The organism is Veillonella sp. AS16 (assembly GCF_000517785.1).
GTDB lineage: Bacteria > Bacillota > Negativicutes > Veillonellales > Veillonellaceae > Veillonella > Veillonella denticariosi.
Genome location: NZ_AZYX01000007.1, coordinates 788,589 through 803,757, shown reverse-complemented (window position 1 = coordinate 803,757; position 15,169 = coordinate 788,589). Strand labels below are relative to the sequence as shown.

9 protein-coding genes, 3 tRNA genes and 1 riboswitch are annotated in these 15,169 nt (G+C 44.2%); of the genes, 11 read left to right on the top strand and 1 reads right to left on the bottom strand.

From position 1 onward, the window contains the following. Positions 1-654: 654 nt before the first annotated feature. Positions 655-730, top strand: a tRNA-Trp gene (locus HMPREF1521_RS03875). A 100-nt stretch (positions 731-830) separates the two neighbouring features. Beyond that, a tRNA-Arg gene (locus HMPREF1521_RS03870) sits at positions 831-907 on the top strand. Positions 908-1,211: 304 nt separating this feature from the next. Here the strand turns inward: HMPREF1521_RS03870 and HMPREF1521_RS03865 are convergent. Continuing rightward, on the bottom strand, positions 1,212-1,490 hold the full coding sequence (locus HMPREF1521_RS03865) for a helix-turn-helix domain-containing protein (protein WP_038115989.1): 279 nt from the start codon (positions 1,488-1,490) through the stop codon (positions 1,212-1,214). Between the two features lie 168 nt (positions 1,491-1,658). On the opposite strand from HMPREF1521_RS03865, the gene HMPREF1521_RS03860 reads away from it, so the two are divergent. The 9 genes from HMPREF1521_RS03860 to mazG all read left to right on the top strand — a co-directional run bounded on the left by HMPREF1521_RS03860 (position 1,659) and on the right by mazG (position 15,139). Continuing rightward, positions 1,659-3,359: an efflux transporter outer membrane subunit gene (locus tag HMPREF1521_RS03860; protein WP_038115988.1), complete on the top strand. Its 1,701-nt coding sequence runs from the start codon at positions 1,659-1,661 to the stop codon at positions 3,357-3,359. 21 nt (positions 3,360-3,380) lie between these two features. After that, positions 3,381-4,421: an efflux RND transporter periplasmic adaptor subunit gene (locus tag HMPREF1521_RS03855; RefSeq protein WP_038115986.1), complete on the top strand. Its 1,041-nt coding sequence runs from the start codon at positions 3,381-3,383 to the stop codon at positions 4,419-4,421. Between the two features lie 9 nt (positions 4,422-4,430). Beyond that, positions 4,431-6,230: an ATP-binding cassette domain-containing protein gene (locus HMPREF1521_RS03850; protein WP_038115983.1), complete on the top strand. Its 1,800-nt coding sequence runs from the start codon at positions 4,431-4,433 to the stop codon at positions 6,228-6,230. Continuing rightward, positions 6,227-7,339 carry an ABC transporter permease gene (locus HMPREF1521_RS03845; RefSeq protein ID WP_038115978.1) on the top strand — a complete coding sequence of 371 codons (1,113 nt, stop codon included), beginning with the start codon at positions 6,227-6,229 and terminating at the stop codon, positions 7,337-7,339. Before HMPREF1521_RS03850 ends, HMPREF1521_RS03845 begins: the two co-directional genes overlap by 4 nt. After that, complete coding sequence (locus tag HMPREF1521_RS03840; protein WP_232203177.1) at positions 7,336-8,454, top strand: ABC transporter permease; 1,119 nt, start codon at positions 7,336-7,338, stop codon at positions 8,452-8,454. The genes HMPREF1521_RS03845 and HMPREF1521_RS03840 overlap by 4 nt, the downstream gene beginning before the upstream one ends. A 137-nt stretch (positions 8,455-8,591) precedes the next feature. Then, positions 8,592-8,763: riboswitch (cobalamin riboswitch) on the top strand. 458 nt (positions 8,764-9,221) lie between these two features. Then, positions 9,222-9,306: transfer RNA gene (locus HMPREF1521_RS03835), tRNA-Leu, on the top strand. Positions 9,307-9,442: 136 nt separating this feature from the next. Then, a complete protein-coding gene (gene mfd / locus HMPREF1521_RS03830; protein WP_038115975.1) occupies positions 9,443-12,739 on the top strand; it encodes a transcription-repair coupling factor in 3,297 nt (1,098 codons plus the stop codon). Next, a complete protein-coding gene (locus tag HMPREF1521_RS03825; protein WP_038115974.1) occupies positions 12,736-14,343 on the top strand; it encodes a polysaccharide biosynthesis protein in 1,608 nt (535 codons plus the stop codon). The genes mfd and HMPREF1521_RS03825 overlap by 4 nt, the downstream gene beginning before the upstream one ends. Beyond that, positions 14,327-15,139: a nucleoside triphosphate pyrophosphohydrolase gene (mazG, locus tag HMPREF1521_RS03820; RefSeq protein ID WP_051435737.1), complete on the top strand. Its 813-nt coding sequence runs from the start codon at positions 14,327-14,329 to the stop codon at positions 15,137-15,139. Before HMPREF1521_RS03825 ends, mazG begins: the two co-directional genes overlap by 17 nt. Positions 15,140-15,169 lie beyond the last annotated feature (30 nt).

Below are 15,169 nucleotides of genomic sequence, written 5' to 3'. Positions count from 1 at the left end.
TAGCGACGAACACCCGGTATAGCTAAGGGTGTTCGTCGCTATGGATTCGCTGATCATATTGGTAAGTCGATATAGGTAATTCTAAACAGTTAGGCCTACAGTATGTACAAGTTTTGGTACTTCATTTGATAATTCATATATATGAATTATGCTTTTGAATGATATACAAATAATTTAATATTTAGTAATATACTATATTTTTCGGATTCTTTGCATTTATCTTATGTCCCAAAAAATACCCGTATATTTTTTGTAAAATATGGAACTTTCACTATCTTTTCACGAAGTGTATATATACTAGCAATAGTTGATTGAGGTCAACTAAGGAATGGAGGTCTACTGCTAATAACTTTTACCTGTCCCTTTTACAAATAATACAAACAACACAAAACAATACAACACATAAAACAACACTTAATACACAACAATACTCTCCCTGTGTATAAACAAAACAATACATATACAAAACTCTCTAATTATATATACCATCTCCCGTATATATAAAGGTAAAAGTTAGGTAGACATAAGAGCCCTTTTTAGGGCTCTTTTCCTTCCGGGACACGGTGATTCTGCTATTTAGAATGCGCGTATTTCTTGACAGTGTCCCTGTTTTTTGTTATGATAATCAAGTATCAAGCATCGCTTGGTGGAGATAGGGGTATAGCTCAATTGGTAGAGTAGCGGTCTCCAAAACCGTTGGTTGTGGGTTCAAGTCCTACTGCCCCTGCCAAATTTATTTTCAGCCTTTTGGCTGTGAAGTACTCTAAATGTTAAATAAATGCTTGCTTTAAAGCAGACATTATGTTAATATGAGTGAGTACTCAATTTATGACTCAGTAGCTCAGCTGGATAGAGCGTTTGACTACGAATCAAAAGGCCAGGGGTTCGAATCCCTTCTGGGTCACCAAATTAACCCGCACGGTTGTGCGGGTTTTTCTTTTTGTCCTATAACCCCCAATTTTTAAACACAATTAAGAGACTGTCCTCAAAATGCAGTAGAATCGCATTTCGAGGACAGTCTCTTTTATCGTTGTTATGGCATATTTTCTATTACTGTATCGTATCTAGTTATTTATTAATATAACGTAGTACTATTTTTACAATGTAGTATTGTTACTATATATTATCTAAGTTTGTTTACATTAATTATTATACAGAAGATGTTTATTAGCGATGATGAGCTTTTGTTACCTGATGGTGTAAGTATCATACTATTTTGCGTGAGGTTGATCCGATTCAGCCACTACGTTAACGACGATTTCTTGATCCGAAGAAATCTGATTCATAATGATGGAAATTGGCTGGTCGATGGCTTCTGCTATACTTTTGATTTGTCGCATCGCAACAGGATGGGGTGTCCTTCCATCGGCTTGAAATAGTTCTTCTAATTGATTGATTTCTGTTTGACTTAGATTTGATCTGGTTGCGAACTCCTCAACCGTCATATTATGTTGTTCGCGATAGGTTTTGATGATTTCACCGATATACATGATGGGCCTCCACTTGAATTATATTAATACATTTTTAATTTTATGTGAAAGCCGGATAAAACTCAAGCTAGATTGTAATGATACTTCATATTATTGATAAATAACGGTTTTATATTATATGATGAATATATAATGATACGTATATATGGAAATGAAAAGAGGTTTGCTATGAAGACGAATAGAAAACAACTTTTAATTGTTTATATATGTTTAGCGCTGGGGGCTTGGAGCGCTGGCGGAGGCATCAGTTTCAGTCAATCGAATGACGATGTGAGTCGAACTAATCGGGATATAACGAAAGTACAGCATGGAAATGAGACCACTGTTAATACGACTAATCAAGGCAGTCCTGTTATTGCATCGTATTACAAGGCCGAAAAAGATAAAAAGAAAAAGAAGTCATCTGCTGATGAAGCGAAGCTTTCAGAAAAACAAAAAGCAACCAAAGAATTGAATGAGCATTCTTGGGTGGAAGAAGCGGGAAAACATCCGACACCGTATGAGGTTGTGGAAGGAAAAGCGGTCAGTGAAGATGAATTAGCTCATTGGTGGAAGGTTTTTAACGATCCCGTATTGGATCAGTTAATTGATTTAACTCTTAAAAATAACCGGCAATTAGAAGTGGCGCGCTCTCGAGTTAGACAGGGACGGTTGCAGTTGGGAATTGCTGAAGCGCAACGATTACCTTGGCTGGATGCTTCCGGTTCATGGTCTGCTAACAGGGGGCAGGGCGAATGGGATTCGGACCGAGAAGAAATAAAGAGTTTACCTTTACCGGATAAGACGACGAGAACTGTAGAAACCGGCAAACTGGGCGTGGATGCCCGATGGGAAATTGATATATTCGGAAGACAAAAAGCCAATTCACGTGCTGCATCGAATTCGTTGCAGGCTTCACAGGCGGATTTATATTCCACATGGGTATCATTGAGTGCGGAAACCGCATTACAGTATATGTCGTTAAGAACCTTGCAGGAGCAACTACGCATTACGGAAGATGATGTGAAGCGCCAACAGGAAGCGTTGGAACTGCTCAAGGTAAATTATCAGTCAGGCGTTATAAATGAATTACCGGTACAACAGGCTACATATGCATTGTCTCAGACTCAGGCGGAGATTCCTTCATTAAAGAAAAATATAGCATCCACAATGTCGGCCATCTCTATATTGACAGGAACGGTTCCGGGCGAAGTCGATGGGTTATTGATGGATAATGCTTCGTTACCGACGGTGGATCCGCATATGTTTATCGGCATACCGGCGGAAGCTTTGCGGCAACGGCCGGATATACAGGCGGCTGAACGACGTATTGCGGCACAACAGCAGAAAACGAAGTCCGCAAAGGCTGATCTTAAGCCTAGATTTTCACTGAATGGCAGTATAGGATTGGAGTCGTTTGCATCGGGTGGACTCGTTTCAGTCATCGGGAAAATGATCGGAATAGGACCGTCAATAACGATGCCTATTTTCCATGCCGGAGCTATCCGGAAAAATATAAAAGTACAAACGGAAAAGGAACAGGAATATTTAGCTGATTATGAAGAAACTGTTTTGAAAGCTGTCGGGGAGGTTCGAAATGCGGTGACGGATGCATCTCAGGATTATATTAAGTCCGAGGAATTAAAATCTGCCGTAGAATCTTCAAAACAAGCGGAGTCGCTGGCACAAACCAATTTCGACTCCGGTCTTAGCGATTATTTGAGTGTTCTTGATGCGAGACGAAATGTATTATCCGCAAGGCGGCAATATATCATGAGTCGGGGACAGGAATTTGCCGATACCATCCGTTTATTCAAGTCTCTGGGCGGTGGCTGGGAAGCTATGGACATCGATCAGGCGGCAGAGGCGGATTCGCATGCTAAGAAATAGTGTCAGAGAAGGGGAATGACTATGAAAGAGAAACTTGATGCTGTTAAACGATGGATGGCGAATAATAGAAAAAAATGTATAAGTATAATGATTGCTCTTCTAATTATTCTGGGCGGCGCAGGTTATTATGCTTATTATCAATATGAAGCGTATAAGGCCGCACATCACATTGTGCTGCAAGGCAATGTGAATCTGCGTGAAGTGAATGTTGCATTCCGGGGCAGCGATCGGATTTCCAGCCTGTTAGTGGATGAAGGGGCCGTCGTAACCAAGGGGCAGATACTGGGCTATTTACATTCTGATGAATTGAGTCTTGCTGTACAGCAGGCTAAGGATACCATTGCAGCACAGGAAGCGGTAGTGTCTAAGCTGCAGGCGGGGAGCAGACCTGAAGAAATCGCCCAGGCATCGGCACGAGTTACATCTGCAGAGGCTTCGCTGGCTCAATCGAAGCAGGAGTCCGATAAGTTGCAAAAATCCTATAATGCTTCAAATGGTAAGGCTGTCAGTCGACAGTCCGTAGATGATATACAGGCGAAGGTGAAAGTGGCGGAAGCTAAATTGAATGAGGCTCAGCAAGCTTATAATTTAGCCGTTGCAGGACCGAGACAGGAAGATATAGCACAGGCACAGGCACAATTGGATGCGATGAAAAGTGAACTGGCCCGTCAGGAGTTCTTGTTGAACCAAACCGTATTAACGGCGCCTATAGACGGGGTTATAACGGCCCGATTGTTACAGGTCGGTGATATGGCTTCCCCCAATACACCTGTATTTAAGTTGGCTGAGAATACTAAGAAATGGGTTCGTGTATATGTGAACGAACGGGATTTAGGGAAAATTTATAACGGTATGGATGCGAATGTGACGACGGATACCGATAAGAATGAACCGATTCACGGCACAATCGGATATATTTCTTCCGTAGCGGAATTTACACCTAAATCGGTAGAAACGGAGGATGTGCGTACTACACTTGTGTATGAAGTGCGGGTCTATGTGGATGACCCTGATAATCGCCTTCGTTTAGGAATGCCTGCCACTGTTTCCATTGATATATAGAGGTGTGCGGTGAATGATGTATATGCAATCGAAGCGTCACAATTATATAAAGATTTTCCCATTGTCGGAGCTGATCCTATAATAGCATTGGACCATCTGGATTTTAAAATTCGGAAAGGTTGTTTAACGGCATTAGTGGGACCGGATGGTGCGGGGAAGACAACGCTTATCCGGTTGATAGCCGGTTTATTGGACTCCACGTCGGGCTCTTTAGATGTCCTCGGAATGGATGTGAAAGCATATTCTCAGGAAGTTCAAGACAGACTCAGTTATATGCCTCAGAAATTCGGCCTTTATGAGGAATTATCGGTCAGTGAAAACATGAATCTGTATGCGGATTTACACGGCATCCCTCCGGGAGTGAGAACGGAACGGTTCGAAAAATTACTGCATATGACGGGGCTATCAAAATTTACGAAGCGCCCCGCCGGTAAATTATCGGGCGGTATGAAGCAAAAGCTCAGCCTGGCCTGCACACTGGTGCGATCTCCGGAGCTGTTGCTGCTTGATGAGCCTACCGTAGGGGTCGACCCGTTTTCAAGACGTGAGCTATGGGAGATTTTAGAGTCGCTGGTACGTACAGATGGAATCAGCGTACTTGTCAGTACAGCGTATATGGACGAGGCGGAGCGTTGTAAAGATGTTTTCGTCCTCAATAAGGGGCGATTTTTGGCAACGGGGACGCCGCATGAATTAACTAAAATGTCTGAGGGGCGATGCTTTCAGGTAAAGATTCCTAAACCATTGAGCATGAGAAATGTGCAGGCCGCATTGATGGATGATACACAATGCGTGATAGATGCCGTTCCGGAGGCCGGTGCCGTGCGGTACATAAAAACGAAAGAAGTACCTTCGATTCCTTGGCTTAGCGAGTACGGTATGGAGGAACAGCCTGTTCAGAGCCGCTTGGAAGATACCTTTATGATGCTGTTAAAAGAGGATGAATTTACCTCCGGGCACGGGGCTGAGCTTTCAGGGCGTTTAAATATGGACATAGATGAAAGTGCAATAGAAAAAGAACGAAATCGTTTATTGACCCCAAATGAAATGGCCGAGCCGCATGTAGAGATTTCCGTATCTCATTTGGTGAGAAAATTCGGTGATTTTACGGCGGTTGCCAATACCTCGTTTACGGTGCGGCGCGGAGAAGTATTCGGATTGCTCGGACCAAACGGTGCCGGCAAGACGACGACATTTCATATGCTTTGTGGATTGTTGCCTGTAACGAGCGGCGATTTGCATGTGGCCGGTGTTGATGTCGTTAAATCCCGTACAGCGGCGCGAAGCAATTTCGGATATGTAGCGCAAAAATTTTCTTTGTACGGTAATCTGTCCGTTATGGAAAACTTGAAATTTTTTGCCGGTGTGTACGGCCTTCACGGACAGAAGAAGCTTGATCGGATAGAAGCTGTTATTAAGGAGTTCCGTCTGAACGACGTGAGAGGTATGATGGCCGGTGATCTGCCGGGCGGTTATAAACAACGCTTGTCCATGGCGGCTGCGTTAATGCATGAGCCTAAAATTCTCTTTTTGGATGAGCCCACAAGTGGTATTGATCCTCTTACGCGGCGTAATTTCTGGCGACAGATTACCTCTTTATCAAAACGGGGAACAACGATTATTATTACGACTCATTTTATGGATGAATCGGAATATTGTGACCGTATTATGATTCAGGATGCGGGTAAGCTCGTTGTACTGGGCACACCGGATGAGGTCAGACGGACTGCCGGAGATGAGACCTGTACTATGGATGAAGCGTTTATCTCCGTCATATTGAAAAAGCGGGAACAGGAGGGGAACGCATGAACGGCTTTATAAAACGGTTTTCCTCATTGGTACATAAGGAAACCTTACAGGTATTGCGCGACCCCAGCACTATTTTGCTGGGGGTCGTACTACCCATACTCCTTATTATCCTCATCGGTTCAGGGGTAACGTTGGATGTTAAGCATGTACCGATAGCGGTGGTTATGGAACGTCAGGATGCAATGTCCGAGAGTGTGTACGATTCATTAAACGGGTCTGAGTACTTTCAACCCATAGCGGTTCGCGATAGAAATACGGCGGAACTGTTGATGGAAAAACGAAAGGTGGATGCCATACTGGTGATTCCACAGGATTTTTCGTCTCAAGTTATGCGCGGACAAGGAAAGGTACAGGGGATTTACTACGGTGTCGACACTTCGGTAGCGATGAGTGTGCAAAGTTATGTTACCTCAGCCATCAATTTGTGGGCGGCTAAGAATATTCCGTTTATGATGCGTGGCGGATATATAACGATGAACTATCGCATGTGGTTTAATGAGGAAAATACGAGTACATGGTTTTTGATTCCCGGGCTCATAATGATTATCATGACGATTGTATCCGTATTTCTTACGGCTGTCGTCATGGCCAGAGAGTGGGAACGGGGGACTTTCGAGGCTTTATTCGTTACACCGGTTAAGCCTATTGAAATTATTTTGGCTAAGGTAGTGCCTTATTATGTATTGGCCATGTTGGGGCTGCTGTTTTGCCTCGGTGTATCGTATTTTTTTTATGACGTGCCGATGCGTGGTTCCTTATGGATCATCTGCATCGTGTCCACATTGTATTTAATTGTTTCTTTAAATATGGGTCTGCTTATATCCGCACTTACGAAAAAGCAGTTTTTAGCGTGTCAAATGGCATCACTTACGAGCTTTCTACCGGCTTTGATGTTGACAGGTTTTTTGTTTGATCCTCATTCTCAGCCTGTGGCGATTCAATATATTTCGCGAATGTTACCGCCTACGTACTATTTGGAACTGTTGAAATCGTTGTTTCTGGGTGGAAATAACTGGTATTTAATTATTAAGAACAGCGCCGTTTTATCTGGGTTTGCTGTTTGTTTTACATTTTTGACGATTCATATTACGAGGAAGAAGGTGGAATGATGAATTGGCGCCTATACTGGAATCAGATTGTCGCTATCATATGGAAAGAGCTGATAGCCACCTTCAAAGATCCGAAAACTCGTATAATCTTACTGGTACCGGTTATTATTCAAGGATTCCTCTTCGGTTATGCCGCGACATATAACCTCAACAAGGTTCCCTATGTACTGGTTGATGAAAGTCATACACAAACGTCGGCTGCTCTGGAGTCAACCATCAATTCATCGGGTATCTTTAGCTTGTATAAAGTTGCGGACTCCCCCGATGTAATCGCCCCGCTTATCGATTCTAACGAGGTGATTATGGCGGTTATCATACCTCAGGATTTTGAAGAAAAATTAAAACATCAACAGCCTTCATCAATTACGGTTATTGCAAACGGAACAAATTCTATGACATCAGGTGTTGCCGCTTCGTATATGGGACAAATTATTTCTCAATTCAATCAGACCTCGTTAGGTGTTGGACATAAGGGTATCACGATTGAATCTCGTACGTGGTATAATGAAAATCAGCAGTCTTCATGGACCTTTTTAGCCGGTCTCGTCGTCTTGGTCAGCATGACACAAGTCATCATGCTGGGCGGCCTATCGGTGGCGCGAGAACGAGAGCAGGGAACCTTTGACCAGCTGTTGGTAACGCCTGTATCCTCCCTGCAGATTTTGATTGCAAAGTCCATACCTCCAATGTTTATAGGGCTGTTTCAAAGTAGTGTATTGCTATTACTGGCTATGTTCTGGTTTCAAGTTCCGTTCCGAGGAAATATTTTTCTCGTCTATGCCGTATTATTTACATTTATATGCAGCAGCATCGGGTTGGGATTATCTATTTCGGCCATTGCTAAAAATATGCAGCAGGTCCTCGTATATGTTTTAGTTTTTTTATTGCCCTTGGCGTTATTATCCGGATTGGCTACGCCGATTCATAATATGCCGAAATTATTGCAATATATTACATATGTAAATCCTATGCGCTTTTCTACCGAAGCGATACGGCGGGTTTATTTGGAAGGGGCAGGATTCGTTGATATATGGTTCAATTTTATTCCTATGATTATCCTGACTGTTATAACCATGTCCATAGCGGGCTGGCTGTTTAGAAACCGCGTGGGATAAGCATATTTTCTGGATGGTTGAACTGTTCATTTCTGTTATAACAATACGGCAGACCTACATAGCATTTTTTTATTAATAAATATGCTACTGCCGTATTGACTTAATGAATGGGGACTGTTAGAATAAAAGCATACAAAAGAACATATTTGGGAATAGGTGCTGAAAAGCATAATAGAGAAGCCGGTTAAAGGCCGGCACGGTCCCGCCACTGTATGGTTGAGCGAATCCGATTAAGTCACTGGGAAACTGGGAAGGCCGGATGAGCGTTGATGCCGAGTCAGGAGAACTGCCTATTCAACATTCACCATTTGACCTACGAGCGATAGGGAGGAGAAGTTTGAATCTTCTTTTTGCGTACCCGTAAAAAGGATTTTTTAGTCTGTTAATCAAAGTCGAAAGCTTTTGCTTTTGTCGTTCAGTCGTGGTGATTTATGAATTTCGGTATTATCACCACGGCATTTTTGTTTGTGGCTGTTAATATATTTTATGGTAAATGTAGGGCATGCATTTATTCATCATCATCCTAAAAAGAGGCTGTCCCGGGATTTTGTAGTTTACAGATTCCGGGACAGTCTCTTTTTCTATGGGTCCGGTAGATTATATTTAGTCGGATACAGTTTTGACAATATATGTTTTTGCTATTGTATATTTTCACGATGAGTACCATATATTTTTATAGCATGGATTTGTGATTAACGATTTTGAAAAATTATAAAAAAGTAATTGACGGTGCTGTGTATACGTGATATTATAATTTCAGTCGGTACGCGGGAGTGGCGGAATTGGCAGACGCACCAGACTTAGGATCTGGCGCCTTACGGCGTGGGGGTTCAAGTCCCTTCTCCCGCACCAACTTTATTATTGCACCTTGGAGGTGCTATTTTTTTTGCCAAAAATTTGAGTCTCAATCGTCTTGGGACATGGGTAAATCTATGATATGTTATAATTAATGAGTCAAAAGATTTAAATTAATACAATATGGTGCAGTATGGATAATACATTTACAGAACTGCTTTCACAGAACCCATCCTTTGCGGATGGGCTAAACGCATTTCAAAATAAAGGAAAATCAGTTATATATGGGCTCAGCGGGTCTCAAAAGAGTTTCTTGTTGAGCAGAGCTTTCACAGACGGGCCCGCAAAGCCGTTCGTCATAGTGGTTCATGATAAGGAACATAAGGAGATGTGGGAACGGGATTTAGCCTTTTTCTGGCCGAATGTTCCGGTCCTATCATTTCCTGTAACGGATCATGTTGATTTTACCACTGTTGCACGCAGTCTGGAGGACCAGGGGGCGCAGATGCGTGCCTTGAGTCTGTTAGCATGGCAGGAACCGGTGGTGGTGCTGGCCAATGCGGAGGAGGTCACCCAATATGTGGTGTCACCTCAATATCTGAAAGGCCAATCCCTTCACTTCGGTTTGAGTGACGTGATTGATCGCAATACCGTACTCGAGCAGTTAGTGACAATTGGATATGAACGAGTGGACCAGGTGGAACAGCGTGGTCATTTTGCCGTGCGCGGCGATATATTGGATATTTATCCCGTAAATAGTGATGACCCTATTCGTATTGAGTTCTTCGGTGATGAAATCGATACATTGCGTTTTTTCTCCGTTGAAAGTCAGCGCTCCGTCGAGCAAATCGAGTCCTATACAGTGACGCCTTTCTTCTTAGGTAATGATGATGCTGAAAGTACGCTTTTATCCTATGTAAAAGAGGGGACTCTTATTTACGATGAGCCGGGACGGATTCAAGAGGCATTGAAAAAGTTCCTCAAGGAGGATCCGACTCATCGGAAAATGCACTGTGACTGGAGCTCCTTGCAGAGAACCGTAGATGCGCGGACACGGATTGCTTTCACATTTATGCAGCAACGTTCCATCGGCCTTGGCGGGTTTACCTCAATCGGTATTCAAGGCAAGACGATGACCAGTTTTGAGCGGCAGATTCCGCTGTTAACGGATGAGATAGAGCAGTGGCATCGCCGACATCATCAAGTGGTGCTAGTCCTTAATAATCAGCAGCGCAGAGAGGGCATTGAGCGGGCTCTAGAGCAGGAAAATATTCCTTTTATTCATAGTGATACATGGATTTCTAAGCCCGATACTGTCGTTATTTTACAGGGGCTTTTAACAGACGGTTTTGAGTTGCCGAACAGTCACATTGTGGTCGTTGTAGGGGGCAATATTTACGGACAGCAGAAGCGCAAGTTGCGAAACAAGCCTAAGAAAGGGCAGGAAATCAATTATTTTACGGATCTGACTGTCGGTGATTATGTAGTTCACAGTGTTCACGGTATCGGCAAGTACATCGGACTTAAGACGATTGAAACTGAAGGCATTCATCGTGATTATATTGAAATCGCCTATGCCGGTACGGATAAATTGTTCTTGCCGGCCGACCACCTGGATCAGTTGCAAAAGTACATCGGCAATGAAGGTGATGTGCCTCGTATCCATAAGATGGGCGGCGGTGACTGGAATAAGGTCGTTACGAAGGCGAAAAAGTCCATCGATGACTTGGCGGAGAAATTGGTGGAATTATATGCTCAGAGGGAGATAACCGAGGGATTTGCGTTTCTCCCTGACCAACCGTGGCAGCAAGAATTTGAAGATGCCTTTCCTTATGAAGAAACGGCGGATCAATTGCAGGCGACGGCGGAAATCAAGGAATCGATGGAACGCCCGGTGCCTATGGACCGACTGCTGGCGGGGGATGTAGGCTTTGGTAAAACCGAGGTGGCTATGCGAGCCATCTTTAAAGCCGTTATGAGCGGTAAACAGGTGGCCGTGCTCGTGCCCACTACCGTATTGGCTCAACAACATTATCAGACCTTTGTGGACCGATTCTCTTCGTTCGGTGTTAAGGTGGATGTATTGAATCGCTTCCGCAGTACAGCAGAGAAAAAGCAGATTCTCAAGGGCGTTGAGGAAGGCTCTATAGATGTGTTGATCGGTACGCATTCATTGCTCAATAAAAAGGTAAGGTTTAAAGATTTAGGCATGCTCGTCGTCGATGAGGAGCAGCGATTCGGTGTGGCACAGAAGGAAAAATGGAAAGAATGGGCGCATAATATCGATGTACTCACCTTGAGTGCCACTCCGATTCCTAGAACATTACACATGTCACTTGTAGGGGTGAGGGAAATGTCCGTCATCAATACGCCGCCGGAAGAGCGTCTACCGGTTCAGACCTATGTGGTTGAATACGATATGAATCTCATCGCCGATGCGATCAAGCGGGAGTTAGCCCGAGGGGGACAGGTGTACTTCGTATATAATCGCGTTGCTTCTATTGAACATATGGGTGAACTTCTTGCTGATGCATTGCCGGGTCTACGGTATGCTATTGCTCATGGTCAGATGACGGGGCGTCAAATCGAAGAGATTATGACCGATTTTTATGAAGGTCACTATGATGTGCTCGTATCGACGAGTATCATTGAAACGGGACTGGATATTCCGAATGCAAATACGATTATTATTTATGATGCGGACCGATTGGGGTTATCTCAGCTATATCAGATGCGTGGTCGTGTAGGGCGTTCGCGCCGCAGGGCTTATGCGTATTTCATGTATCGTCCGGATAAGATGTTGTCTGAGGCGGCGGAGAAGCGCTTGAAAGCCATCGAGGAATTTACGGAACTCGGAGCAGGCTTTAAGCTGGCCATGCGCGATCTTGAAATCCGTGGGGCCGGTAATTTGTTGGGCTCTCAACAGCACGGCAACATCGCATCCGTCGGCTTCGGCATGTATGTAACGATGCTGGAAGAGGCCATTGCAAAGGCTCAAAATAAAAAGTTGGAACGGGAGACTACAGTTGATCCCGCCATCGATTTAGAGGTGGATGCCTTTATCGACGATGCCTATATCAAGGACAGTGCTCGGAAAATCTCTGTATATCAACGATTATTGCGCATTAAGTCTAAACAAGACCTGGATGATATGACGGATGAACTCATTGATCGTTTTGGTACGCCGACGGATCCGGTGGACCGTTTGTTGCGCATCGCTCAAATCAAGGAGCAGGCTCGATTATTGGGCATTAAGAGCATGGTATGCCGCGCGGAACAGCTCATTATTCATTGGTACGATGATTCGAAAATGGCCGATTGGGATATGGGCGCTGTTCGTGAAGATTTATGGAAGAAAATGAAATTCGTGGATACAAAACCGACCACATTGTATGTGAGCCTCAACGGTATGAAGGGTTCTATTTTAACGATTACAGAAGCGGTGATGAAGGCCTTGAGTCAGAAATCATCGACAAAGGAGAGCCTATGAATCGATTTCTAAAAGGTGCCATGATTTTAACCTTGGCCGGTATTATCGTCAAGATTATCGGCGCTTTCAGCAAGGTCCTGATCGCCCGTATTCTGGGCGGTGAGGGGATAGGTCTTTATATGATGGCTTATCCGATTTATCAGATTATCGTCAGCATATCCGCTTCGGGGATTCCCGTGGCCATATCGATTATGATTGCCGAAAAGCTTGCCAACGATGATATGCGCGGCGTTCAGAAGGTTTTTTCCGTATCCTTGCGGACGCTTACCGTGCTGGGGGTCGTATTTAGTCTCGCCTTGTATAGCAGCGCTCAGTGGCTGGTTGATTATCATATTATAACCGACGCTCGGGCGTTGACCGCCATTCAACTTCTGTCGCCGGCTATTTTGGTGGTGACCATATTGAGTTGCTTCAGAGGCTATTTTCAGGGCTTTCAGTACATGGTCCCTACCGGTACGAGCCAGGTCTTTGAACAGATATTTCGCGTGTCCTCCATGGTGGGGCTGGCGTATTACTTTATAGATCGCGGCTTGCATCTTGCGGCAGGCGGTGCTACGTTTGCTACGTTTCCCGGAGTATTGGCTGGATTATTGGTGCTGATTTACTTTTACTATCGCCAACGTCACGTGCGTCAACAAATGTTGATGCATCAACATTCGCAGGTCTCTGTTGAAAGTACGACGACTGTCGTAAAGCGTTTGTTCAGTCTTGCGATTCCCGTATCGATGGCTAATATCATGTTGCCGATGGTATCCCTTATCGATACCTTTATCGTTCCGAAACGGTTGATGGATATAGGATACTATCTGCATGAAGCGACCACACAATTCGGTTATTTAACCGGAATGGCTACGTCGTTAATCGGATTGCCCATTATTCTGACCACATCTTTGGCGGCAAGCCTTGTGCCGGCCGTTTCCGAGGCGCATGCGCAAAAGGATGTGCATCGCATCGTACAGCGTTCCGGTTCGGCCATCAAAATCGCGAATATGTTCACCATACCGGCCTGTGTGGGCCTCTGTGTATTGGCGACGCCTATATCGCAGCTTATTTATGCGACGCCTAATGCAGGTCCTGTTATTGCGGTCATCAGCCTGAGTATCGTATTTCTGGGATGGCAACAGGTGACGGCGGGGATTCTGCAAGGGCTCGGTAGAACTATGATTCCGATGATTGCTATTTTTATCGGGCTTGTAGCAAAAACCGTACTGGATTATAAATTGACGGGAACCGTCGAGCTCGGTATTAACGGCGCCGCATGGGCTACAAATTTCAACTTTGCTATTGCGGCCCTCATCAACTATACCTTTGTAAAACGATATGTAGGTGCTGTTTTAAATAAAATGGAACTTCTAAAAATCATCGTATCCGCCATGGCTATGGGCGGTGCGACTCAGGTGGTTTATGTAAGCACGGTGGATTTGTTGGGTAATGGCGGGGCCGTGGCGGTAGCTATACTGGTGGCTATTTTCATTTACTGTTTATCCTTATGGCTTACCAAGGCGATCGTGAAGGACGATATCTATTATTTCCCGATCATCGGTAAACGCTTACAGGCTCGCCGAAATAGAGAGGAGGCGAAACTATATGAACAACAATATTGATCAGTCCGGCTTGATTCATGATGAATCTACAGAAAAGGTATCGATTAAACCGCTTGTTGATGTAGTGAAAGCATTGCGCGCTCCCGATGGTTGTCCCTGGGACAGAAAGCAGACTCATGAGTCATTGCGGCGCTACTTCATCGAGGAGACCTATGAGGTAGTGGATGCCATTGATAATAAGGATATGCCCAATTTGCGGGAAGAATTAGGTGATGTATTATTACAGGTCGTTTTTCACAGTCAGCTGGCGGAAGACGCCGGACATTTTACGCTGCAAGATGTCATTGATGATGTGACCGCCAAGATGATTCGCCGTCATCCGCATATTTTCAACCCCGGAAATGATGAAAAATCATACAGTTGGGATGAATTAAAGGCACAAGAAAAGAAAAATATACAAAAATCTGTATTAGACGGCGTTTCTAAAAGTTTACCCGCTTTAGTGGCCGCCCAGAAACTACAGGAAAAGGCCGGAAAGCTAGGCTTTGACTGGGATGAGCTCGATCCTGTCTGGGCGAAAGTAGACGAGGAAATGGCTGAATTTAAGGAAGCCGTAGGCGAAAAAGATAGCGAAAATATGGAAAAAGAGGCGGGCGATGTGCTTTTTTCCTTGATTAATTTATTTAGATGGTATAAAATAAGCGGTGAAAATGCACTGAATCGCACAAACACTAAGTTCCGACAGCGTTTTTCACATGTAGAGGCTTGTGTTAACCAAAGCGATCGCTCATGGGAAGACTTTTCATTAGCTGAGCTGGATGCTTTTTGGGAGGAGGCTAAGGTGCAGGAAAAGTAACCTAGAGGTATTTTAACATCTCGGGTATTG